Annotated in this window: 25 protein-coding genes and 1 riboswitch; of the genes, 15 read left to right on the top strand and 10 right to left on the bottom strand. The window is 55.2% G+C overall.

Annotated elements, in window-relative coordinates; all coding sequences use genetic code 11:
* Positions 1–5: 5 nt before the first annotated feature.
* From ABJM03_RS16535 to ABJM03_RS16525, 3 genes are all read right to left on the bottom strand, one after another.
* Positions 6–689 carry a CbtA family protein gene (locus ABJM03_RS16535; protein WP_348418939.1) on the bottom strand — a complete coding sequence of 228 codons (684 nt, stop codon included), beginning with the start codon at positions 687–689 and terminating at the stop codon, positions 6–8.
* 3 nt (positions 690–692) lie between these two features.
* The gene (locus ABJM03_RS16530; protein ID WP_348418938.1) at positions 693–863 is read right to left on the bottom strand and encodes a CbtB domain-containing protein; all 171 of its coding nucleotides are present in this window, start codon (positions 861–863) and stop codon (positions 693–695) included.
* A 33-nt stretch (positions 864–896) separates the two neighbouring features.
* Positions 897–1094, bottom strand: a riboswitch (cobalamin riboswitch).
* A gap of 142 nt (positions 1095–1236) precedes the next feature.
* Entirely contained in the window at positions 1237–1671 is a 435-nt protein-coding gene (locus ABJM03_RS16525) for a Fur family transcriptional regulator (RefSeq protein WP_348418937.1), read from the bottom strand.
* Between the two features lie 121 nt (positions 1672–1792).
* On the opposite strand from ABJM03_RS16525, the gene ABJM03_RS16520 reads away from it, so the two are divergent.
* Genes ABJM03_RS16520 through ABJM03_RS16505 form a run of 4 tightly spaced genes read left to right on the top strand, consistent with a single transcriptional unit; the run spans position 1793 to position 5227 of the window.
* On the top strand, positions 1793–2686 hold the full coding sequence (locus tag ABJM03_RS16520; protein WP_348419161.1) for a metal ABC transporter substrate-binding protein: 894 nt from the start codon (positions 1793–1795) through the stop codon (positions 2684–2686).
* On the top strand, positions 2683–3546 hold the full coding sequence (locus tag ABJM03_RS16515; protein ID WP_348418936.1) for a manganese/iron ABC transporter ATP-binding protein: 864 nt from the start codon (positions 2683–2685) through the stop codon (positions 3544–3546). The genes ABJM03_RS16520 and ABJM03_RS16515 overlap by 4 nt, the downstream gene beginning before the upstream one ends.
* Positions 3546–4397 carry a metal ABC transporter permease gene (locus ABJM03_RS16510; RefSeq protein ID WP_348418935.1) on the top strand — a complete coding sequence of 284 codons (852 nt, stop codon included), beginning with the start codon at positions 3546–3548 and terminating at the stop codon, positions 4395–4397. The genes ABJM03_RS16515 and ABJM03_RS16510 overlap by 1 nt, the downstream gene beginning before the upstream one ends.
* Positions 4394–5227 (top strand): metal ABC transporter permease, encoded by an 834-nt coding sequence (locus ABJM03_RS16505; RefSeq protein ID WP_348418934.1) that lies wholly within the window; start codon positions 4394–4396, stop codon positions 5225–5227. Before ABJM03_RS16510 ends, ABJM03_RS16505 begins: the two co-directional genes overlap by 4 nt.
* A gap of 3 nt (positions 5228–5230) precedes the next feature.
* Here ABJM03_RS16505 and pncB read toward each other — a convergent pair whose 3' ends face one another.
* Positions 5231–6523, bottom strand: coding sequence for a nicotinate phosphoribosyltransferase (gene pncB / locus ABJM03_RS16500; protein ID WP_348418933.1), 1293 nt, complete (start codon positions 6521–6523; stop codon positions 5231–5233).
* A 58-nt stretch (positions 6524–6581) separates the two neighbouring features.
* On the bottom strand, positions 6582–7175 hold the full coding sequence (pncA, locus tag ABJM03_RS16495) for a bifunctional nicotinamidase/pyrazinamidase (protein WP_348418932.1): 594 nt from the start codon (positions 7173–7175) through the stop codon (positions 6582–6584).
* A 93-nt stretch (positions 7176–7268) separates the two neighbouring features.
* On the opposite strand from pncA, the gene ABJM03_RS16490 reads away from it, so the two are divergent.
* From ABJM03_RS16490 to ABJM03_RS16465, 6 genes are all read left to right on the top strand, one after another.
* Positions 7269–8159: a rhodanese-related sulfurtransferase gene (locus ABJM03_RS16490; protein ID WP_348418931.1), complete on the top strand. Its 891-nt coding sequence runs from the start codon at positions 7269–7271 to the stop codon at positions 8157–8159.
* A gap of 123 nt (positions 8160–8282) precedes the next feature.
* On the top strand, positions 8283–9128 hold the full coding sequence (locus ABJM03_RS16485) for a flagellar motor protein MotB (protein WP_348418930.1): 846 nt from the start codon (positions 8283–8285) through the stop codon (positions 9126–9128).
* Positions 9129–9232: 104 nt separating this feature from the next.
* The gene (locus tag ABJM03_RS16480) at positions 9233–10540 is read left to right on the top strand and encodes a flagellar hook-basal body complex protein (protein ID WP_348418929.1); all 1308 of its coding nucleotides are present in this window, start codon (positions 9233–9235) and stop codon (positions 10538–10540) included.
* A 58-nt stretch (positions 10541–10598) separates the two neighbouring features.
* Positions 10599–12041 (top strand): flagellar hook-associated protein FlgK, encoded by a 1443-nt coding sequence (gene flgK, locus ABJM03_RS16475; protein WP_348418928.1) that lies wholly within the window; start codon positions 10599–10601, stop codon positions 12039–12041.
* Between the two features lie 2 nt (positions 12042–12043).
* Positions 12044–13042 (top strand): flagellin, encoded by a 999-nt coding sequence (locus ABJM03_RS16470; protein ID WP_348418927.1) that lies wholly within the window; start codon positions 12044–12046, stop codon positions 13040–13042.
* A gap of 26 nt (positions 13043–13068) precedes the next feature.
* The gene (locus ABJM03_RS16465) at positions 13069–14151 is read left to right on the top strand and encodes a flagellar basal body P-ring protein FlgI (protein WP_348418926.1); all 1083 of its coding nucleotides are present in this window, start codon (positions 13069–13071) and stop codon (positions 14149–14151) included.
* A 10-nt stretch (positions 14152–14161) separates the two neighbouring features.
* On the opposite strand, the gene ABJM03_RS16460 is transcribed toward ABJM03_RS16465, so the two are convergent.
* The 5 genes from ABJM03_RS16460 to fliF form a co-directional block, all read right to left on the bottom strand.
* Positions 14162–14821 (bottom strand): hypothetical protein, encoded by a 660-nt coding sequence (locus ABJM03_RS16460; RefSeq protein WP_348418925.1) that lies wholly within the window; start codon positions 14819–14821, stop codon positions 14162–14164.
* Between the two features lie 126 nt (positions 14822–14947).
* Positions 14948–15619 (bottom strand): flagellar type III secretion system pore protein FliP, encoded by a 672-nt coding sequence (gene fliP, locus ABJM03_RS16455; RefSeq protein ID WP_348419160.1) that lies wholly within the window; start codon positions 15617–15619, stop codon positions 14948–14950.
* A 62-nt stretch (positions 15620–15681) separates the two neighbouring features.
* Positions 15682–15966 carry a FliM/FliN family flagellar motor switch protein gene (locus ABJM03_RS16450; RefSeq protein WP_348418924.1) on the bottom strand — a complete coding sequence of 95 codons (285 nt, stop codon included), beginning with the start codon at positions 15964–15966 and terminating at the stop codon, positions 15682–15684.
* A complete protein-coding gene (locus tag ABJM03_RS16445) occupies positions 15959–16564 on the bottom strand; it encodes a hypothetical protein (RefSeq protein WP_348418923.1) in 606 nt (201 codons plus the stop codon). The genes ABJM03_RS16450 and ABJM03_RS16445 overlap by 8 nt, the downstream gene beginning before the upstream one ends.
* Positions 16561–18186 (bottom strand): flagellar basal-body MS-ring/collar protein FliF, encoded by a 1626-nt coding sequence (gene fliF, locus ABJM03_RS16440; RefSeq protein WP_348418922.1) that lies wholly within the window; start codon positions 18184–18186, stop codon positions 16561–16563. Before fliF ends, ABJM03_RS16445 begins: the two co-directional genes overlap by 4 nt.
* 122 nt (positions 18187–18308) lie before the next feature.
* Here fliF and ABJM03_RS16435 point away from each other — a divergent pair, with 122 nt between their 5' ends.
* The 5 genes from ABJM03_RS16435 (at position 18309) to ABJM03_RS16415 (ending at position 23095) form a co-directional block, all read left to right on the top strand.
* Complete coding sequence (locus tag ABJM03_RS16435) at positions 18309–18800, top strand: flagellar basal body-associated FliL family protein (RefSeq protein ID WP_348418921.1); 492 nt, start codon at positions 18309–18311, stop codon at positions 18798–18800.
* An 11-nt stretch (positions 18801–18811) separates the two neighbouring features.
* The gene (locus ABJM03_RS16430; protein WP_348418920.1) at positions 18812–19231 is read left to right on the top strand and encodes a hypothetical protein; all 420 of its coding nucleotides are present in this window, start codon (positions 18812–18814) and stop codon (positions 19229–19231) included.
* Entirely contained in the window at positions 19228–19893 is a 666-nt protein-coding gene (locus ABJM03_RS16425) for a hypothetical protein (protein ID WP_348418919.1), read from the top strand. The genes ABJM03_RS16430 and ABJM03_RS16425 overlap by 4 nt, the downstream gene beginning before the upstream one ends.
* Before the next feature lie 65 nt (positions 19894–19958).
* Positions 19959–20828, top strand: coding sequence for a flagellar motor stator protein MotA (gene motA / locus ABJM03_RS16420; protein ID WP_348419159.1), 870 nt, complete (start codon positions 19959–19961; stop codon positions 20826–20828).
* Positions 20825–23095: a hypothetical protein gene (locus ABJM03_RS16415; RefSeq protein ID WP_348418918.1), complete on the top strand. Its 2271-nt coding sequence runs from the start codon at positions 20825–20827 to the stop codon at positions 23093–23095. Before motA ends, ABJM03_RS16415 begins: the two co-directional genes overlap by 4 nt.
* Positions 23096–23186: the final 91 nt, after the last annotated feature.

Below are 23186 nucleotides of genomic sequence, written 5' to 3'. Positions count from 1 at the left end.
TTCTCCTAATCCGCGCGCCGCTGTTCCTTGTCGAGGAAGTAGGCAGATGCACATCCCAACAAAACCCAAGCAGCCAGACCAACACCAAGAGCACGCGCAGCAAAGAGTGCGGCGATTTCTGGCGGGACCGGACCGACCAGCACGTCCGGCTCAGGGGCGCCGATCACATGCGGTGCGGCCAGCAGAATGATGGAAATACCCCACATCATCCAATTGCGCCCGAAGGCCAGCAACCACATGGCAATCCCTGCGGATATGACGGTCGCGAACCACCAGATCTGGCGCGCACCTACGTCCGCCGCCGCAACGCCTGGCACTTCGGGGGCCAGCGTGAAACCGGGTGCAAAATGCGCAGAGACAAAGCCTGCGACACCCCAGATGATCCCGGTGCGGGCGTTGACGTCTGCCCCCCGCTCTTCGGCGAGCAGCATCAGGGCCACCAGCATCATGGCATAGCCGGTGTAGGTTAGCATGGTGAAGACAACGCTCAGCAGGTCACGCACAGGATCAAACCCCGGCAGATCGGGGTGGGCGCTAACAGCCGCCGCGCCAAAGTGCACAAGGTCCCCGCCCTCGTAAAGCTCGGCGTGAAGCAATACAGGCTGAACAAACAAAAGCTGCAGCAGGCCGGCAATCAGACCTGCAGCAGCACCAGCGAACAACGCGCTGGTCAACAATTTAGAAAGCATGGCTTAGTGGCAGGGAAAGCCGGTCGCGTGACGCATGTCGTGGGCAGCGTCGTGCAACGTGTTGGCCTGCAAATGGCCGGTCATGGTGATCATGGCAACGCCAAGCACCAGCGCAAAAAGCGCAGGCATCGTTGCAGTACGGCTGGCAGCTACAGCTTTAACTTCGGTCTTCATCATTCTTCTCCTCGTCGTCACACCCGACGACATGTTGATTCCACTTCGCCCGGCAGGTCTCCTGGCTCGCGGGTCGTGGCCTTTGCCTGCCTTCCCAGCCCTTTTGGGGGCAAGTGGCGTGTGGACAAAGGCTCACCGCTTACAGTCGCGGGGGCGGCTTCAGATCAGATTTAACCCTACTGAATTCCCTTTTTCGGTCCCCAAAAGGACACCAAGCACGGTCAGTTATGCGGATTCCCCCAAGCGGCGCAAGACAAATCACAAGGAAAAGACGCTTTGGGCCGATCCCTTCCGACAACCGGACCATTCCCGACACTTCATAGTGCAATGAAGACAACTCGTGCCTTTCTGCGGCCCGATGCGCCCTTGGGCATTAATCGGGCTTAGGAATTTTCCGGCAATAAAGTTCAAGCTTATGATGCACGACATCATAGCCCAGCGCGCGGGCAATTTCATCCTGAAGCTGCTCGATCTTGTCGGATTGGAATTCGATCACCTCTCCGGTGTCTACGTCCAGAATGTGATCATGGTGGTCTTCCTGGGTTGTCTCAAACCGCGCGCCGCCGCCCTCAAAGGCATGGCGGTGCACCACGCCACCTTCTTCAAGCACAGACAGGGTGCGGTATACTGTGGCCAAAGAGACCGAAGGCTCGACCAGTTTCGCGCGCTCGTGCAGCTCGACCGCGTCGGGATGGTCATCTGCATCGGCAAGCACGCCCAGCAATGCAATTCGTTGGCGGGTGACGCGAATCCCCGCCTTGCGCAGCGCCGCGGTCATTTTTTCGGTCTTGTCGGTCTCGCTGCTCATTATTCGCGCCCTATATTCGCATCAACTTACTATCTTTGAGAATCGTTATCATTCTTATTTACAGTTGTGAATGGTTCTCATAAGCATTTAAGTACAGAATTTATAGGAGAACACCGTGCCGATGTTTGTCAAATCCTTGAAAACCCTCGCCATTACAGCCCTTGTCACAACCGTGGGCAGTGCTGCCTTTGCAGATGAGAAATTCAAGGCGGTCACGACCTTCACCGTTATTGCCGACATGGCGCGCAATGTGGCGGGTGACGCGGCAGATGTGGAAAGCATCACCAAGCCCGGGGCCGAGATCCACGGTTACGCGCCGACCCCGCGCGATATCATCCGCGCGCAGGACGCAGATCTGATATTATGGAACGGCCTGAACCTTGAGCTTTGGTTCGAGCAATTCCTGTCGAACCTGCGCGATGTGCCTGCGGCTACGCTCACGGACGGGATTGAACCGATGAGCATTACCGAGGGCGAATATGACGGCAAGCCGAACCCCCACGCATGGATGGGGTTGGATAATGCGCTGGTTTACGTGGATAATATCCGCGACGCATTTGCAGAGCACGACCCCGACAACGCCGAGGTCTATGCCGCCAATGCCGAGCGGTACAAGGCCGAGATTACAGCGGCAATTGCACCATTGCGTGACGCCGTGCGCGCCTTGCCCGAAGATCAGCGGTGGCTTGCGACCTGCGAAGGCGCATTCAGCTATCTGATCCGCGATTTCGGTATGAAAGAACTGTATCTGTGGCCGATCAACGCCGACCAGCAGGGAACGCCCCAGCAAGTGCGCAAGGTGATCGACACGGTCCGCAGTGAGAAAATCCCAGCAGTGTTTTGCGAATCCACTGTCTCGCAGTCTCCCGCCCAACAGGTCGCGCGGGAGACCGGCGCCCATTATGGCGGCGTATTGTATGTGGACAGCATCACACAAGCGGACGGGCCGGTGCCGACCTATCTGGACCTACTGCGGGTAACATCGGAAACCATCGTTGAGGGTCTCACCCAATGAGTGAAGGCATCCGCGCGCATGATGTGACTGTCACCTACCGAAACGGGCATACCGCATTGCGAGATGCCTCGTTCGAGATCCCTGCCGGTACGATTACCGCTTTGGTCGGTGTGAATGGCGCGGGTAAATCGACCCTATTCAAGGCAATTATGGGTTTTGTGCCTGCGGCAAAGGGTGAGATTTCCGTGCTCGGGATGCCCGTCAAAGAGGCGCTAAAGCGCAATATCGTTGCCTATGTCCCGCAGTCCGAAGAGGTTGATTGGTCCTTTCCGGTATTGGTCGAAGACGTTGTGATGATGGGCCGTTACGGCCATATGGGGTTCTTCCGTCACCCCAAAGCGGCTGATCATGCGGCGGTCGCGGATGCTTTGGCGCGGGTGAATATGTCCGATTTCCGGCACCGCCAGATTGGCGAGCTGTCGGGCGGGCAGCGCAAGCGGGTGTTTCTCGCACGTGCGCTTGCTCAGGAGGGGCAGGTGATCCTGCTCGACGAGCCGTTCACCGGCGTGGATGTCCAGACCGAAGACCAGATCATCGCGCTCCTACGCGAGATGCGCGATGAGGGGCGGGTGATGCTGGTTTCAACCCACAACCTAGGCTCTGTTCCCGAGTTTTGTGACCGCACGGTCTTGGTAAAAGAAACCGTACTGGCCTATGGCACCACCGAAGAGACATTTACCCACGACAATCTCGAAATCGCCTTTGGTGGTGTGCTGCGCCACTTTGTCCTTAGCGGCTCTGACCTGCATGACGATGATGATGCCCGTTCGGTACGCGTGATTACCGACGACGAGCGGCCCTTTGTTGTCTACGCCGACGAGACCACCAAAGCCGCGGCCAAAAAGGAAGAGATTTCGTGATGGAAACTCTGCTGCTGCCGTTTTCTTACGGGTATATGTTTAACGCGATGTGGGTGAGCGCGCTGGTTGGCGGGGTCTGTGCCTTTTTGTCCGCCTATCTGATGCTGAAAGGCTGGTCGCTGATTGGTGACGCGCTGAGCCACTCGATCGTGCCCGGCGTCGCCGGAGCCTATATGCTGGGGCTGCCGTTTGCTTTGGGTGCCTTTGTCGCAGGCGGGCTTGCTGCAGGGGCGATGTTGTTTCTCAACCAGCGGTCAGGGCTGAAGGAAGACACAATCATCGGGCTGATTTTCACCTCGTTCTTCGGGCTGGGTCTGTTCATGGTGTCGCTGTCCCCGACATCGGTCAGTGTCCAGACGATCACGATGGGGAATATCCTTGCCATCACGCCCTCGGACACGCTGCAGCTGGCGATCATCGGCTTTGTCACGCTGGCGATTTTGCTGGCCAAGTGGAAAGATCTGATGGTGACGTTCTTTGACGAAAGCCACGCGCGATCCATCGGGTTGAAACCCGAATTGTTGAAGGTGATATTTTTCATGTTGCTGTCGGCCTCTTGCGTGGCGGCGCTACAGACAGTCGGGGCGTTTTTGGTGATTGCCATGGTCGTGACACCCGGCGCTACAGCCTATCTAATCACCGACCGCTTTCCGCGGTTATTGGTGATGAGTGTGTCCATCGGTGCGCTCACATCCTTTGTCGGGGCTTATCTGAGCTTTTTTCTGGACGGTGCGACCGGTGGCATCATCGTGAGCCTTCAGACACTTATCTTCCTTGTGGCTTTTGTTTTTGCCCCCAAGCACGGGTATCTGACCGCAAGGCGCAAAGCACGTGAGGCCTTGCTGCCATGATCGAGACCTTACTCCAGCCGTTTCAGTTCCCATTCATGCAGAATGCCTTTTTCATCATGATGATGATCGCTGTACCGACCAGCCTACTGTCATGTTATATGGTGCTCAAAGGGTGGTCGTTGATGGGTGATGCTATCAGCCATGCGGTACTGCCCGGCGTGGTGGGTGCCTATATCTTTGGCATTCCGTTGATAATCGGCGCATTTTGTGCCGGCATGTTCTGTGCGCTCATGACCGGGTTTTTATCTGATAACAGCCGGGTAAAGCAGGATACCGTTATGGGCATCGTCTTTTCCGGCATGTTCGGTTTCGGGATCGTTATGTACACTAAAGTCTCGACCGCAGTGCATTTGGACCACATCCTGTTCGGGAACATGTTGGGCGTCGGGCAGGCCGATCTTTGGACTGCGGGGCTGGTTACGCTTTTCGTAAGTATCATTCTGATTGCCAAACAGCGCGACCTGATGCTGCACGCTTTTGACCCTGTGCAGGCGCAGGCAGTAGGGTTGCGCGTGGGTTGGCTGCATTACGGCCTACTGGCGATGATCTCGCTCACGATTGTGGCGACCCTATCCGCCGTGGGGATCATTTTGTCTATCGGACTATTGATTGCGCCGGGGGCGATTGCGTTTCTGGCAACGCAGCAATTCAAGCGGATGCTTCCCATTGCCGTTGCCGTGACAATGTTCGCGGGTGTGCTGGGCGTTTATGCGAGCTTCTACATCGACAGCGCGCCGGCCCCTACGATCATTCTGATCCTCACAGCAATTTTCATCGCGGCCTTTGTCCGTGCCAATATCCTCACCCGCAAGCGGAGCAACGCGGGCTAGCCGTCACACAATAACGTCCTGTACCGTCTGTTCACCCACACCGAAGACCCGCTTGTAGCGCTCGATCTCGTCTGTGGGGCCCATCGCCTTGTTGGGATTGTCCGACAGTTTGACAGTTGGGTTACCATTCGCGCTGACCGCTTTGCAAACAAGGCTGAAGGGGGCCAGCGCATCCTCGGGGACCAGCTCGCGGAAATCATTAGTCAACAGCGTACCCCAACCAAATGAGATTGCCGTTTTGCCAGCGAACTGGGCATGCAGTTCCTGAATTTTTGCCACGTCGAGGCCATCGCTAAAGATCAGGCGCTTTTTACGAGGATCTTCGCCGCGCGCCTTCCACCAGTCAATTGCCTGTTGCGCTGCGGTGGCCGGATCACCGCTGTCGATGCGGATGCCCGTCCAACCGGCAAGCCAGTCGGGCGCATTGTCCAGAAACCCTTGAGAGCCGTAGGTATCGGGCAGAATGATGCGCAGATTGCCCTCATGCTCGGCGTGCCAATCCTCCAGCACGCTGTAGGGCGCTTGAAAAAGCTCTTCATCCGTCTTGGCCAACGCGGCATAGACCATGGGCAGCTCGTGGGCATTGGTGCCGATTGCTTCCAGTTCCCGCTTCATGGCGATCTTACAATTGGAAGTACCGGTGAATTTTGCCCCCAGCCCTTCGTTCATGGCTTGCACACACCAATCCTGCCACAAAAAGCTATGGCGGCGGCGGGTGCCGAAATCGGCGATCGACAGGTCCGGTATATCGCGCAGCGCTTTGACTTTTTCCCATACACGGGTCATCGCACGGGCATAGAGCACTTGCAGCTCGAACTTCTCCATTTTGTCGAGCACGCTGCGGCTGCGCAGCTCCATCAGCACTGCAAGGGCGGGAATTTCCCACAGCATAACCTCGTGCCATTTGCCCTCGAACGTCAGCTCGTATTGATCGCCCTTACGCTCGAGGTGATAAGGGGGCAGGCGCAGGTTCTCGAACCACTCCATAAAGTCAGAGCGGAACATCTGGCGCTTGCCGTAGAATGTATTGCCGCGCAGCCATGTGCTTTCGCCGCGGCTGAGGCTGAGGGTGCGAATGTGATCCAGTTGCTCGCGCAGCTCACCTTCATCGATAAGCTTGGCCAGTGGCACGTCCTTGGAGCGGTTGATCAGGCTGAATGTGACCTGCGTGTCCGGTTTGTTGTGAAAGATGCTTTGACACATCAACAGCTTGTAGAAATCCGTATCAATGAGCGACCGCACGATGGGGTCGATCTTCCATTTGTGGTTCCAGACGCGGGTGGCGATATCGACCATGATGCAAGCTCCGTTAGGCCAATGTTTTGTGGCCTATGCGGCGCAAGGGGGCAAGCCGTTAGTCCAAAGTGACGCCAGCACTGCTCATTTCGCTGTGCGCTTGGGCCAGTGATCCATTAAGGTTGATCGAACGGCACAGGTCGGTCTTGACCGATACTTTGAACCCCAGACGCGCCGCATCCACGGCAGAGTAGTTCACACAAAAATCCAGTGCGAGACCCACAACCGTCAGGTCGGAGATGCCACGGGTCCGCAAATACCCTTCCAGCCCTGTAGGCGTTTTATGGTCGTTCTCGAAGAAAGCAGAATAGCTGTCGATCGCAGGGTTGAACCCTTTGCGGATAATCATATCGGCGCGATCGCTTTCTAGCAGCGGGTGAAGCGCGGCCCCGTCCGTGCCGATGACGCAGTGATCGGGCCAAAGCACCTGTGAGCCATAAGGCATGTCGGTCACATCGAACGGGGATTTACCCGCGTGACTGGACGCAAAGGAGGAATGGCCTGCCGGATGCCAGTCCTGTGTCAGTATAACAGCATCAAACTGCCCCATAATAGCGTTGATCCCCGCGACGATACTGCTGCCTTCGGGCACGGCGAGCGCACCGCCATCGCAAAAATCATTCTGTACGTCGATCACCAAAAGCGCATGCATGGCGGGCCTCATTCATTGGAAAAACCTGTTCGACCTCATTTTAACCCACGCGGGGCTTGCGCAACAGCCCCTTGCGGGCCTATTTGGCTACCCATGTATACCATCGCCGCCCTGTACCACTTCGCACGCTTCGACAATCCTGAAGCGCTCAAGCCAGCCTTGCTGGAGCTGTGCCTTGCGCAGTCGATCACCGGCACGCTCCTATTGGCGCGTGAAGGGGTGAACGGGACCATTTCGGGACCATCGCAAGCGGCAGTGGATGCCGTGCTGTCGCATCTGCGCGCCCTGCCCGGCTGTGCGGATCTCGAGCATAAAATTTCACACAGTGACACGCCCCCATTCGGCCGGATGAAGGTAAAGCTCAAACGTGAAATCGTGACCATGGGGCAACCGGATGTGGATCCGATGGCCGGCACCGGTCATTACGTAGCGGCGCAGGAATGGAACGAACTGATTGCACGCGACGATGTCGCCGTGATCGACACGCGTAATGATTACGAGGTTGCGATAGGCACCTTCGAGGGGGCGATTGACCCCCAAACCGCCAGCTTTGGCGAGTTTCCCGCGTGGTGGGAAGCGAACAAGCACCGCTTTCACAACAAGAAAATCGCCATGTTTTGCACCGGCGGCATCCGTTGCGAAAAATCGACCAATTACCTGTTGGGACAGGGCGTCGAAGACGTCTATCACCTTAAGGGTGGGATTTTGAAATACCTCGAAGACGTGCCCGCCGCGCAAAGCACGTGGAACGGATCATGCTTTGTGTTCGACAACCGGGTGAGCGTTGAGCACGGCCTCAAGCCCGGGCCACATTTACTTTGTCACGGGTGCCGCCGTCCGATTCTGCCCGTCGATAAAGAACGTGAAGGCTATGAAGCCGGAGTCAGCTGCCATCACTGCGTGGACGAGACGACAGAAGACGACAAGAACCGCTTTCGCGAGCGACAAAAGCAGATCGCCTTGGCAAAGCGGCGCAAGTGGTAACACGCTGCGTTCACGTGCAAGCTGTTCTGATTTTACCTGCCGCTAACCATCAAAGGAACCATTCATAATTTCATAACGGCTTTCACGCTATTGCTGATGTCGGGTGAAATTGAGGTGGTGAATATGAGTGCGCAATCAAACGGCGCGCCAGTCATCATTAAACGTAAAAAGGTCGTCGCAGGCGGCGGTCACCATGGCGGTGCCTGGAAAGTCGCATATGCGGATTTCGTGACTGCGATGATGGCCTTTTTTATGTTGATGTGGCTGCTGAACGCGACAACTGAACAACAACGAAAAGGGCTGGCGGATTATTTCTCGCCGACTATTCCGATTGTACGCGTTTCGGGTGGCGGTAACGGGTCACTTTCCGGCGACAGTATCTTTTCCGAGATGACCATGCCGCAGGACGGCACCGGTGCATCTGCTGACCGCCCCGCTGCCGAAGATAAGGCGAGCGGCCAATCGGGCGACGATCCTTCCGCAGAAGAACGAGCCACGCAAGATGCCCTATTCGAAAGCCTTAATGCTGAGTTGCAAGGGCACGGCGGCGAATCCGATGTGATGGAAAACTTGCTCGAACATATTAACACACGGATTACCGATGAGGGGCTCGTGATCGAGGTTTACTCCCGCGAGGATGAGCAAATTTTTATCGGCAACAGCAGCACCCCTGCCCCGCTGTTGCAGGACATTGCGGTGTTAATCTCACAGATCAGCAAGACGGTCACGAACGAGGTCGCCATTGGGGCGCATGTGCGCGCGCAACCGCTGGTGATCCGTGAGAATTCCGTTTGGGACCTGTCGCAACGCCGCGCAACACAAATGCGCCTGTTGATGGAAGGTCAGGGAATCAAGCCCGAGAGGATCCAGCGCGTGACAGGTCATGCCGATCGCGAGCTGGTTGTGAAAGACCCGATGGCCTTGCGCAATGACCGACTCGAAATCGTACTGTTGAGAGAGATTTCATAGAGAGCGAGAAATAGGACGCATTTTATCTGTTAGTCCGGCATTAAATCGTTCCGCGCTATGCCTTGGGTACGATCAGGAAACGGCAGAGCAGAAAGGCGTGTCTAATGACAATCTCATCTTCCTTGAACGCAGGTGTGGCAGGGCTTCAGGCCAATGCTACTAAACTGGCAAGCATCTCGGACAACATCGCAAACTCTTCAACCTACGGGTACAAAAGGGTTCAGACCGATTTTGAATCGGTCGTTATTTCGGGCAATGGTGAAAACTACACTGCGGGTGGGGTTCGCGCCTCGACAGAGCGTGATATCAACTTGGCCGGATCGCTGGCCAGCTCATCTAATTCGACCGACCTTGCCGTGCGCGGTAACGGTTTCCTGCCTGTTGCAAAGCTGACGGATCTCGCCACTGCCAACGGCGATCCGCAAATGCTGCTGACATCCACAGGGTCGTTTAACACAAATGAAGACGGTTATCTGACAACCTCGACCGGCATTGTATTGTTAGGCTGGCCTGCAAACCCTGACGGCAGCATCCCGAGCAATTCCCGCGATATGTCCACCGAACTTGAGCCGATCCAGATCAACGTGAACCAGCTCACTGGTGAACCGACAACGCGGGTCACGCTGGGCGTAAACCTACCTGCAACCGGCACCGTGGAGGGCGCTTCGGGTGAGGTTCAAGAACTTTCAGTAGAGTATTTTGACAATCTGGGCATTTCCGAAAGCATCGGGATCAGTTTCACACCAACTATTCCTAATGCCGGTGATCCGGCGTCGAATGAATGGACGATGACCATCACCGATTCAATCGACCCTTCTGTGACTATTGGTGAGTACGTGCTAACCTTTGCGGACGACCGGACGTCCGGAGGCACATTGGCCAGTGTCACCACAGTTTCAGGTGGGGCATACGATGCGACAACCGGTGACCTTATCGTCAATGTTGCTGGCGGACCTCTGGAAATCCAGATTGGCGTCGTGGGTCAAAGTGATGCAATGACCCAGCTGGCCGATACCTTTGCGCCCGTTTCCATTACCAAAGACGGTTTTTCGGTTGGCAATATGACCAGCGTTGATGTGGACGGCAACGGCCTTGTCCACGCAACATTCGATACTGGCGTAACGCGTACGATCTATCAGGTGCCACTGGTCGTACTGCCCAATCCGAATGGTATGGTGTCACTGGATTCCCAAACCTTCCAGCCCTCTGTTGATAGCGGATCGTTCTTTTTGTGGGATGCCGGTGACGGGCCGACAGGTGATATCGTCTCCTATGCCCGCGAAGAATCGACCACCGATGTTGCCAACGAGCTGACCTCGATGATCCAAACCCAGCGCGCCTATTCGTCAAACGCCAAAGTCATCCAGACCGTCGACGAAATGTTGCAGGAAACGACAAACATCAAACGTTGATCCATTGAAACCGGAAGGCGCAGCGGTGCGCCTTCCGCATTGACCGAAGGGGAACACCATGTCGATCACCGGAGCCATGAGCGCAGCAATATCGGGGCTGCGCGCAACAGCACTCGGATCAGAGCTTGTGTCGAACAACATCTCCAACGCCCTGACACCATCTTACGGGCGGCGGGAAATCAGCCTGTCTTCGTTAAGCTATGGCGCGACAGGCGGCGTGCAGGTGAACGGCATTACCCGCCATATGAACGAAGGGGTCGTCGCCGACCGGCGTGCCGCAGACTCTGCCCAACAAAACAGTCAAACGGTCGTCGATTTCTTCACAAAAATTGAAGATGCCATCGGAATTGCGGGGGATGAGGATAGTATCGGCGGACGCCTGGCAGCTTTTGAACAAAGCCTGATTAGCGCCGCGAGCAGACCCGACGCAACAGAACGGTTGAGCATTGCAGTGAGTGACGCGAACCGACTGGTTGAGGGACTAAATTCGGCTGCCCGCGAGATTCAGGATCTGCGTACGGACGCCGATGCAAGCATCGCTGACGACGTGTCCACACTCAACACAGCATTGCAGCAGATTGAAGACCTCAATGAGCAAATCGCATCTGCGACAGCAACCAACAGAAGCAGCCCTGCTTTACTGGATCAAAGGCAGGTTGTGCTTGATACCATTGGAGCGATTGTTCCCATCAACGTGTTAGCACGCGACAATGGTGCTATCACAATATACTCTGAAGGCGGCGCTATTCTGCTTGATGACACGGCTGTGACCATCGGGTTTGAACGTCAGAACATAGTAACAGAGTTCCAAACGCTCGATGCTGGCACGCTCTCCGGATTAACACTGAACGGGCAAGAACTCCGCACCAGCGCGCTGGGCGGCGGGAGCCTTGAAGCCCATTTTGCCGTGCGTGATACTTATGGCGTCGAAGCACAGAGCCAGCTTGATACCATCGCCCGCGATCTGGTTGAACGCTTTGAAGATCCGTCCATTGATGCGACCCGTGCGACTGGTGATGCGGGCCTATTCACAGATGCGGGTGCCGCATTCGATCCCACCGACGAAGTCGGCCTGAGTAGGCGGCTGACGTTAAATACAGCAGTGGACCCTGATGCCGGCGGCGAAGTCTGGCGTCTACGAGACGGCGTTGGGGCTGTGACATCCGGTCCGTCCGGTGATGGAACCCTATTGGGCGACATGCTTGGTGCGCTTGAAAGTGCACGTGTGCCCAGCTCGAGTTCGCTAGGCTCTAACCAAGGTTCGATGGCTGACCTGATGGGTGCCTTTAATGGCAGCATCGCTGCGACCCGCAGCACCAACGAGCAGAACCTTTCCTTTGCGGCTGCCCGCCTTAACGAGCTGACACAGCTTCAACTCTCTGACGGCGTAGACACGGACCAAGAGTTGCAAAACCTGCTCATTCTTGAACAGGCCTACGCGGCCAATGCGCGGGTCATTCAGGCGGCTGAAGAAATGCTAGATACACTGACGAGGTTGTAGAAATGAATTATAATTCTCTTGGAGATTTGTCGCGTTCATTCGCAATGCAATCCCGCAATGCAACCATCAAACAGGATATTGAGCGACTTACGCTTGAGCTTTCTACCGGCCAGACGGCAAACATGCGCGAGGTCGTTGGGAAAAATGCAAGCTACACCAGCGATCTTGAACGAAGCTTGACCAAACTTGACGGGTATGACCAGGCCACACGCGAGACCGGGCAATTTGCCGAAGGGATGCAAAATACGCTCAGCTATATCAACGAACTCAGTACGAATTTTCGTGATACAATGTTGAACAGCAGCACAAGCTCACTGGGGACGGCCTCCACGGTATCCGAAGCACATAACACCTTGGAGAGCGTTATCGGCGCTCTGAATACAAGCTTGGGCGGTCGTAGTCTTTTCTCCGGTATGGCGACTGATACCGCCCCCCTCGCATCAGCGCAAAGCATCCTTTCCGACCTCAGCACTGTGATGGCCGGTGCGGGAAGCGTTGATGACATGATCAATGCAGCCCAAGCATGGTTTGATGATCCGGCGGGCTTTGGCACTACAGGTTATCTCGGGTCGGATACAGCCTTGGCCCCGATGCCGCTCTCAGAGACGGAAAATATTGAGCTACCATTGCGCGGCGATGACCCTGCCTTTAGAGACACGCTACGAGATCTTGCTCTCGCCGCATTGGCCGACGACCCGGCCCTTGGCCTGACAGCCCCCCAACAAGATGAACTTCTGGACCGTGTTACTACCAATGTTGTGAGTACTTCTGGAGCGATTGTTGATCTTCAGGCCACCGTCGGTTCGGCCCAAGCGAGGATCGAAACACTATCGGTTCGAAATGGTGCCGAACGAACAGCCCTTGAGATCGCTCGTAATAATTTACTCTCGGTAGACACATATCAATCCGCCACAGAATTGGAGCAAGTGCAATTTCAATTGGAAAGCCTTTACGCCATTACATCTCGCATGTCGCAACTCTCGCTGGTGAACTACCTGTGAGACTCCTTGCGCATCTTTGCCTTTGTTTGGCTCTCATTTCAGCTTTGGCCGCGCCAGCTCAGGCAACCCCTGTCCGGATCAAGGATCTTGTCGATTTTGACGGGGTTCGTGGAAACGATCTGGTTGGTTACGGGCTTGTCGTTGGCCTTGATGGTTCCGGTGACGGGTTGCGCAACGCACCTTTCACCGAAGACATCATGACCAATATTCTCGAGCGTTTGGGGGTCAACGTCACAGGCGAGCAATTTCGACCGAAAAACGTGGCGGCGGTTTTGGTTACTGCCACGTTACCGCCCTTCGCGCGAGCAGGCGGACAGATTGACGTCACAGTATCTGCAATCGGAGACGCGAGTAGCCTTTTAGGCGGCACATTGATCATGACCCCGCTGAACGCCGCCGACGGCGAGATTTATGCGGTCGCCCAAGGCACAATTATCGCTGGTGGAGCAACTGCCGAAGGGGATGGGGCACAAGTGACCCAAGGGGTTCCTACCTCCGGCACCATCCCCTCTGGTGCGCGAATAGAACGCGAAATCGAATTTCAACTTAGCTCTCTTTCAGATCTCCGCCTTGCACTACGGGAAGCCGATTTCACAACCGCAGGTCGGATCGAGCAGGCAATCAATCGCGACTTTGGCCGTGGCGTTGCCCTAATGCTGGACAGTGGGACGGTCGTTTTGGATATTGATGCCACGCGTATGCAATCAGTCGCGCATGCACTTGGCCGAATTGAAAACATCGAAGTTGAACCCGAACGCAAAGCCCGGGTAGTGGTCGATCAACGCTCTGGCACCATTGTGATGGGTGAAGATGTGCGCATCTCTCGCGTTGCGGTCAGTCAAGGTAATTTGACCCTACGAATTCAGGAAGAGCCACTTGTCATACAGCCAAATCCTTTTGCCGAGGGCCAGACAGTTGTTGTACCTCGCACCCGCGCGGCCGTTGAAGAAGAGCCAGGTATTGGCCTTGCAGAAATTCCCGCAGGTGCATCTTTGTCAGAGCTTATTGCCGGACTTAATGCGCTGGGCGTTTCCCCCCGTGATATGATCGACATCCTGAAAAGTATCAAAGCCGCCGGCGCACTTCATGCCGAATTCGTTGTGCGCTAACCCTTAACGTTTAAAAGAGCTTAATCTGCTTTTTGAACAAGGCTGTCAGCCCTGGCCAGACACCACATTGGGTCAACAACAACGCACACAGCGCGGCCTGGGTTAATTGGGCCGCCGCAAATGTTTGCGCCACTTGGCCTCCCTTGTTCACATCCAACCAGACAATGGACCCGACAAATAAAAGTGCTGTCATGCCCTGCAGCACATCGTAAAAAGCGGCTCTGTCAACCGCATGCATCAGAAGACCTGTTGCTCCGAACAATACCGGAGCCGATTGGCCAATGACCAACCACAACAGAATATCGTTAAATGCCGGATCAAGACCGTTGAAAACAATGTTCGCGAACGGAGCCAATGCCAATAAGACAACCCCGCCCCCACCGCAGATCATAAGATAGCCCAAATTGATCCGTGCGGCTGCGGCCTGAAACGGGGTTTGCCCATCCATCCGGGCTAAGCTTGCTAATTGGGGAGCGGCCTTACGTCCAACGAGCTCCAAGGCAAGTGGCATAAACAGCGTGACCACCCGTGCGGCAAGGTAGGCGTAGAACACCGCCAGCTCGAGTATGAAAGGTGCCACCAACACATCCACAAAGCGGGAGGAAAAGCGAAGGCCTGCACCGAATCCACCTGTGTGCACATGAATAAATTGTCTGAATTTGCCGTCCATATTCCCGATCCCGTTCCCGCTGCCACCCCTGACATCCAGAACAGTCATAGCGAATGAAACGGCGAAAAGGATTAATGCGCCCCAACTTAATAGAGCGCATTAATCTCTTGTTAGAGATATATTTCGTTAAAAGTAGCTGCGCACCAAACTACCCGCGATCAAAGACCAACCGTCGGCCACGACAAAAAAGGCCAGTTTGAATGGCATAGAGACAACTGCAGGTGGCACCATCATCATCCCCATCGACATGAGAATGGCCGCGACAACCAGATCAATAATCAAAAAGGGCAGATAGACCAGAAAGCCGATCTGAAACGCGCGGGAAATCTCGGACAGCATAAAGCTTGGAACCAACACCGATAGTGGCGCGTCAGCCGTCGGTGCAGCAGTGATTGTATCGGGCCGTAGCTCTGCGAGGGCGAAAAATGTTTGCGGGTCCAGACGCCCCGCCATAAATCCGCGGAACGGCTCTAATGTGAGGGAAAAGGCCTGTTCTATGTCTATTTCCTCACGGGTGAGCGGGCCAATCCCATTGGTCCACGCCGCCGTAAAAACCGGCTCCATGATGAAATAGGTGAGGAAAAGTGCAAGGCTGACGATGAGCATACTTGGCGGTGATTGCTGCAACCCGATCGCCTGCCGAAGGATCGACAGGACCGTAACGAGGAACGGAAAACAGGTCACCATAATGGCAAGGCCGGGGGCCAGGCTCAACACAGTGACCACCGCAAAAAGCTGAATTGTGCGGGCAGAAATCGAGCCGTCATCACCTAACGAGACTGTGACATCCTGCGCCATCGCCCCTTGAGGCCAAAACCACAGGGCAAAGACCCAAAAACCGATCCAGTACAGCCGCTGCATCAGATCCCCTGCTGCATATCAACGACCTCGGTAAGCCGCACCAAAAGCTGGCCCGAGTTATCCTCTTCGGCCTCCTCCAGCATACCGCGCGCAATAAGCCTATCCCCAACGTAGAGCTCAACAGGGTCATCGACACGGCGATCGAGGGTAAGAACGGCATTCTCGCCCAACATCACCAGATCACGCACCAAAGGACGTGCTTTGCCAACGCAAACGGTGACTTCGATCGGAACCGAAGTGAAAGGGTTAGACGTATCTTTGGCGAGAGTCGTTTGATCAGGCATCTGGGCGCTCCGTTTGGTTATGGAAATTAAATGCTGCCATCGCGGTCTTTATCTCTTGGCAAACCGCATCAAGGTTCACCTCCCGCTCGACTGTTTCGAGCGATATAAAAAGCTGATTGGCCGTAAGGCTTGTGTCGCCGGTCAGCACCACGGGCAGCTTAAGCTCAACCCCTTCGAGGAGATCTTCGAACATAGGCAAACTGGCTTCGGACACCCGCAGCGTGATCTCGGCGCTGGTCTGGGTAGCGGCAAGTTCAACGAGTTGCTCGATCACATGCGCCCGCAATGCCGCGCTTGCTGTCTGGGGAAGAAGCGTATCCATCAAGTGATTGAACATCGGCTTTAGCCCGCGATTGAGACGCGATAGAGCCTCTTGATAGGTAAAAGATAAATCCCGCAGGGAGTGCAGCATCTCCTCCCCGATATTCCTGTTCTCGGAAGCAAAATTTGTTTCAGCATCCGTCCAGCCCGCCTGATAGCCCTCCTCAAAGGCCCGCAATTTTTGATCCTCTGCCCGTTCACGTGATACAGGCTCGGCTGGTGGGCCTTCGGGATCATAGAGACTGAAATCTGCGTATCGGTGGGAAATTGAGGTCATACTTTTTCCTCTTTGTCCTCAAGCCAGCCTCGCAAAATTTCCACAGTCTCCTCCTGACGTTCACCGATCATGTTACGCAAACGGTCAACCGGATCAGCGGAGAGTGCTGACGCTTCATCTGTCGCAGGCAGGACATCACGCGCGCCATTGGTGCCCATATCTTCGGCATCCATCAACGCAGGCAATGTGGTACCGTCCTGCTGCGTCACTTCACCCGAGAGAGCCGCGGGGGCACCGGGTGCAGGTGAAGGTGCATCAAGTGCAGGAACCTCTGCCGGGATCTGTCGGGTCAGGACGGGGCGAATCACAAACAGCCCAAGGACCAAGGTCACAACAGCGAGGACAAGCATCTGGATTGCTGACAAAAAATCGACGTCAAACTGGTCCATCAAAGACCCGTTCGCGATGGTCCCCGAGGGTGCCACGCTTTGCAACGCCATTGATTTGATCGTGATGATATCGCCACGATCTTCGTCAAAGCCAACGGCAGAAGACACCAGTTCGCGCAGTGCCTCCATCTCAAGAGGATCGCGAGCCTGCGAAATGGTCTCTCCGGCATCGTTGACTTCGGTTGTTTCATTCACCAACACGGCAACCGAAAGCCGCTTGATCGCACCGGGCGCGCGGATGATCTCCCTTTCTGTCTCGGAAACTTCGTAATTGACCCGCTCACGGGTTTCGCTGTTTTGAGAAGAGGACGAATCGCCTCCGCCCGCGCCATCCTGGTCCGGCAAATTGCTGGCAACCGTGACGTCGCCTCCACCCGTCCCCTTGGCTGTATTGGTGCGCTCTTCTGTGTCGCTGCTGATGGCCACACGGCCATCGGGGTCAAAGCTCCGCTCGCGGATTTGTTCCCTTTCGGTCACGGTATCCACGCTCACCTCTACCACTGCATTCCCGAATCCCACCCGTGCTTCAAGCAGTCGCTGGACCCTATCGCGCAGTACTTTGGCCTTATCGTCACCACCAACAGTTGGTGCCGTTTCTTCGGTCGCACCGATAAGCGATCCATTTGCATCTATGACCGCAACATCTTCCGGAGCGAGGCCTGCAACAGCCGAGGCCACAAGGTACCGCACTGCTTTTGCCTGCGCAGGAGAAATCCCGCCCCCATTGGGCGTAAGCGACACAGAGGCTTTTGGGGTCACGCCACGCTGGAACGGATTCGATCCTGTACTCGCGATGTGAACACGGGCCAGCGCAATCGCGGGATTCGCGACGATTGTTCGAGCCAGCTCTCCTTCTTTGGCGCGCCAGTAAGCTGCGTCGAACATCTGGCTGGTCGTGCCGAATCCTGTCAGCTGGTCAAGAAGCTCGTAGCCTCGGTTACCATTCGCTGGCAGCCCCTCGCTGGCCAAGGTCAAACGAAGTTGGTCACGCTCTTTGCTATCAACAAAAATCGACCCTCCGCGCACATCAAAGGCGACACCACGCTGCTCAAGCGAGCGGACCACATCCCCCGCCGCGCTGCTCTCCAGACCGGCATATAGCAGCGTCATACTGGGCGCAGTTGTCATACGGGCCATTGCCAGTATCGCAAAAAACATCGCGCCAGTTGCCGCGATTACAATGAGTTGCCGCTTGAGCCCAAGCTTCATCCAGACATTCAGATACTGCTGCACAATCGCCTCCGTCGCGCCGGACGTTCTGCCCGGCTTCCTAAACAGAAATGACCGATTGGGCTTAACAACCCGTTAGTGCAATCGCGTCTATACCAGATAGCAGAACAAAGGACGGACACATCATGGCGACAGAAGAAACCACGCAGGAAGAAGACCCGCCCAAAAAGTCAAAGATGCCTTTGATCCTTGGCTTAGTACTTGCTTTGGCAGGCGGCGGCGGCGGCTTTTATGCCACATGGTCGGGGATGATTCTCGGCAGTGGAGACAAAGAAAAAGCCGAAATCCAAAAAGAGGAGGTCAAGGATCCATTCGGCGATATCGCCTTTGTGGCAGTTGAGCCCATGGTGATCTCGATCGATGCCGTGCCAGAATCACGGCTGCTGCGCTTTCGCGCTCAGCTTGAGGTGCCAAAAAGCTACGAGGCTGACGTAACCCTTGTCCTGCCCAGGGTCGTTGACGTTCTCAACAGCTATCTGCGCGCTCTGGAAGTGGCCGATCTGGAGGATCAGGCCGCCCTCACCCGCCTGAGGGCCCAGATGTTGCGCCGGGTGAAGGTCGTCACGGGTCAGGACCTCGTTAACGACCTTCTCATCATGGAATTTGTACTGACTTAAAGGAGTATGTGATGGAATTTATCGCAGATATATTTTTGGCTGCAGGCGCGATTGGCGCAGGAGTCTATTGCTTTGTCCTTGGTCGGCGGCTGAACAGGTTCAACGATCTTGAAAAAGGCGTTGGTGGAGCAGTGGCAGTTCTCTCTGCCCAAGTGGATGACCTGAACCGCACGCTAGCGGCTGCGCAACAAACAGCATCAGCATCGGCCGAAACTTTGACGAATTTGACTAAACGCGCGGAAGATATGTCGCGCCGGCTAGAGCTTCAGATGGCGTCATTGCACGACATCCCGGAAGCGCCGGAAACTGCTGCCTCTGCGGCACCCCCGCCTCCAGCTCCGGCACCACCCAGTGTACAGACGCCTGCCAAACCAACAGCGCCCATGTTTGCGCGGCGCGTTCAACCAGCTAATGCAGGAGAAACGGCATGAAATTCGCTTGGATAAAAAAAATCGTCGCACCAACAGGTCACGGATCAATTCTTGTTATCGCAGGGCTGCTTCTTGGCTCTGCCACTATCCGTTTGGCTATGAGCACCAGTGCAGCACTGGCCCAGAGCGGGCAACTGCCGACAGAACCCGCACCGACGGGCAACGTCGAAAGCGGCACTCTCACAAAGAGTGATTCCCAACTCGCTGTAGATCCAGTTCTTCAAGCACCCGATTCCAATACGCCGATTGATCGAGGAGAAATATCCGGCCTCATCACTGCTTTGACAGAACGGGAAGCTCAGGTTGCGAAACGGGAAAAAAAGCTTGAAATGCGCATGCGTGCCTTGTCTGTCGCGGACGAAGAGATCGAGAAGCGCATGGCATCCCTTGCAGAAACCGAGCGCGCGTTGCGGGAAACTCTATCTTTGGCAGACCAAGCCTCTGAGAAAGACATCCTGCGCCTCACTACCGTCTATGAAAGCATGAAACCAAAAGACGCCGCGGCTTTGTTCGAGCAAATGGAACCTGCCTTTGCTGCAGGTTTCCTAGGTCGAATGCGACCTGATGCGGCTGCGAACGTCATGGCAGGGCTGTCACCCGAGGCTGCTTATTCCATCAGCGTTATTCTTGCGGGCCGCAATGCTAATGTCCCGAAAACATAACTCATGATGAGGCTTCTTTAACCATCTCCTGCGACACTGAGACTCACAGCTAATTGGGGACTTACATGTTCGGCTTACTCGGTATTATTACGATCCTCGTCATGGTTTTTGGTGGCTATTTTTTGGCCGGCGGCAAATTCGGAATTATCATCAAGGCACTGCCATTTGAAATGATGATGATTTGCGGGGCTGCATTGGGTGCGTTCTTTATTGCCAATGACGGACCTTCGGTCAAACACACCCTTCAGGATGTCGGTAAGGTTTTTAAAGGACCAAAATGGAAGCACTCCGACTATCAGGATCTATTATGTTTGCTGTTTGAGTTGATCCGCCTCGCACGCCAAAACCCTGTCGCGGTCGAGGAGCATATCGAAGCACCTGAAGATTCCGATATCTTCAGCAGATATCCTCGCATTCTCAAAGACAAGGAAGCAATTGCATTGATTTGCGATACTATGCGCTCTGCTTCCATGAACTATGACGATCCTCATCAGGTCGAGGAAATTCTAGACAAACGTATGGATGCCAACCGCGAGCATGCATTGCATTCCAGCCATGCGCTTCAGGTCATCGCCGACGGTCTACCCGCTTTGGGAATCGTCGCTGCGGTGTTGGGCGTGATCAAGACGATGGCCTCCATCGACCAGCCACCAGAAGTTTTGGGGAAGTTGATCGGCGGTGCCCTCGTAGGTACCTTTCTAGGTGTCTTCCTTGCCTATGGATTTGTTGGCCCGTTTGCGGCCAAAGTTGGCGAAGTCATCAAGGATGAAGCGAATTTCTACCTGCTTATTCGCGAAGTACTGGTCGCCAACCTCCACAATCATGCCACCAATATTTGTATTGAGGTCGGCCGCCAGAACACACCCTCACATTGTCGGCCAAGCTATGGCGACCTGGAAGAAGCGCTCAAGGCGCTCAAACAGAACGCCGCATGAAGTATTTCTACTCTGCCGCAGTGCTTTTCGCCCTCATTTCAGGGGGTGCACAAGCGCAACAAGTTCCAGTTCGGTCCGGGGACCACCCCAGATTCACGCGTCTGACCATGCCATTGGAAACCGGTCAGAATTGGCGTGCAGAACGAACAGAGCGCGAGATCCGCATAATACTACCTCAGGCTTCTGAAGGCTTTGACACGTCCAGTGTATTTAGTCGGATTTCCCAATCTCGCATTGCAACTGTTGCAGGTGATGGCGGCGTATTAAAATTGCAGATTGCCTGCGACTGTGATGCCGCCGCTTTTCGCAATAGTGGATTGCTCGTGATCGACATTGCAGAACGCGGCACACCTTTGGCCGGCCAAGTAATTGCCGAGGGCACGGGTACGCCTGCGCCCCCGGACAGAACTACAGCCAAAAAAACCTTTCGCACCGAGAGTTCTTTACCTTGGATCGGCCGAACCTCACCCTTCATTGACCTTGTGGAAAGCCCTTCCACGGAAAGAACCAATGTAAATTCAGATAGAGAAGACACGCCTTCAGACAGAACAGCCATCCTGAATCAAGTCCGCGAAGACTTAACCGAAAGAGTCGCAACAGCTGCAAGTTCGGGATTGCTTGAAAGCAGCATGCAGGTACCCGAAGTTTCGCCAGTCTCACAAGAAAACAATACCCGTCGTAACACACTGGAGCCACGCGAACTCCCCGAAGCGATCAAATCGCCCTCATTGAACATGCGCATCACCAGCAGCATGGATTTGCCAATCCGTTTCGGAGATTCAGTAGGAGAGATCACCGCTCGCGGGGTCTCCTGTCCAGCCGACGGTTTTCTAGCCCTCGAGGACTGGGGAGATGACCAAAGCTTTTCCGCACAATTGGGCCCGAAACGGGATGCCTTGATGGATTCGAGGGATCACCTAAACTCGGGAGCGGCAGAGGATTTGGCGAAACTCTATCTCTATTTCGGTTTTGGTGCCGAAGCGCTCAGTTCTCTACAGCTTGATCCAGAAGTGGCCTCTGCTCATCCAGAGCTCCTCACCGTCGGGCACATTCTAGAATATGGCAAAGCACCAAGTTTCAATCCCCTTGCCCCTTATACGGACTGCGATTCTGATGTAGCGCTTTGGGCAACGCTAAGCCTGCAAGACATCCCCACCGGAACCCTGATTGACACAGACGCGGCCCTGCGTGCTGTGAACAATCTGCCAAAACACTTACGTCAGATTGTTGCACCTGCGCTCAGTGCCAAGCTGCTTACTTACGGTGATGCCGATGCAGCCGCCAGCGCCATGCGTAGTGTCGAACGTATTCCTGAGCCACCCACACCAGAAGCGATCATGGCGCAGGCAGAAATCGCAATGGATGCTGGGGAATCCGCATCCCGCCTTCTAGAAGAAGTGATAGAGACGAATACCGAACAATCACCGGAGGCCTTGGTCGAGTTGGTCAAAAGCAAGCTCGCAAAAGATGAGCCCTTGCCGTATGAAATGGCAACGCTGGTTGAGGCCTATGCGCAAGAGTTGCGCGGCACAGAAATGGGGAACAAGCTCAGGCGCACCCAGATCATTGCCCTTAGCCAGTCTCAACATTTTGACGAGGCTTTCAAAGCATTGGCCGCATTAGAGCCATCTTTGTCACCGCAGGCCAATAAAGATTTGCGCAACACTGTGCTCAATCAACTGAGCACCAAAGCAAATGACCTTAACTTCCTTGAGCACATCTTTGCCCAGACCGATGCTACTTTGGCGGATCTACCAAACAAAACAAAGCTGATGCTGGCCGCTAGGCTAATGGATCTAGGGTTTGGTGCACAAGTCCAGAGCATGATTGCGAGTATACCTGACAGACCGCGCACGGCCGAACGCCAATTGCTTGCTGCACGCGCTGCGATACAGCTTCAGCAACCGTTTCAAGCGCAGGCTGCTTTGATCGGAATAGAGGACCCGAGGGTACCTCTATTGTTGGCCCAGGCGAAAGAAATGGTTGGAGATTATCGTGAAGCCTATGAAATTTTGATCGAAAACAATGCGACGGATCAAGCCTTGCAAGCCGCTTGGCTGTCTGATGATTGGCGGGACCTAACCCCCCCTGATACCCCTGAATTTGGTCCCGTTGCGGTGATGGCACAACCGCCTCAACCCGACAATGATCCGTTGGTCGGCCCGCTCGGCCGCGCCGATCGCGCATTAGAGGAAAGTGCGGCAGCACGTACGACACTTGAGCAGTTATTGAACGACCCAACCGTCCAAATGACCCCGGAATCATAAAGTTGTTTCTGGCTTGGTTACAGAAAATAAACCCCCCTCATCTAATCTGGCCCTGACCCGCAGAACGCGGTGCAACAAAGGGCAGAATACC

The sequence above is a fragment of the Sulfitobacter sp. genome (assembly GCF_039977885.1).
Classification (GTDB): domain Bacteria; phylum Pseudomonadota; class Alphaproteobacteria; order Rhodobacterales; family Rhodobacteraceae; genus Sulfitobacter.
This window is presented reverse-complemented; position numbering and strand designations above follow the sequence as displayed.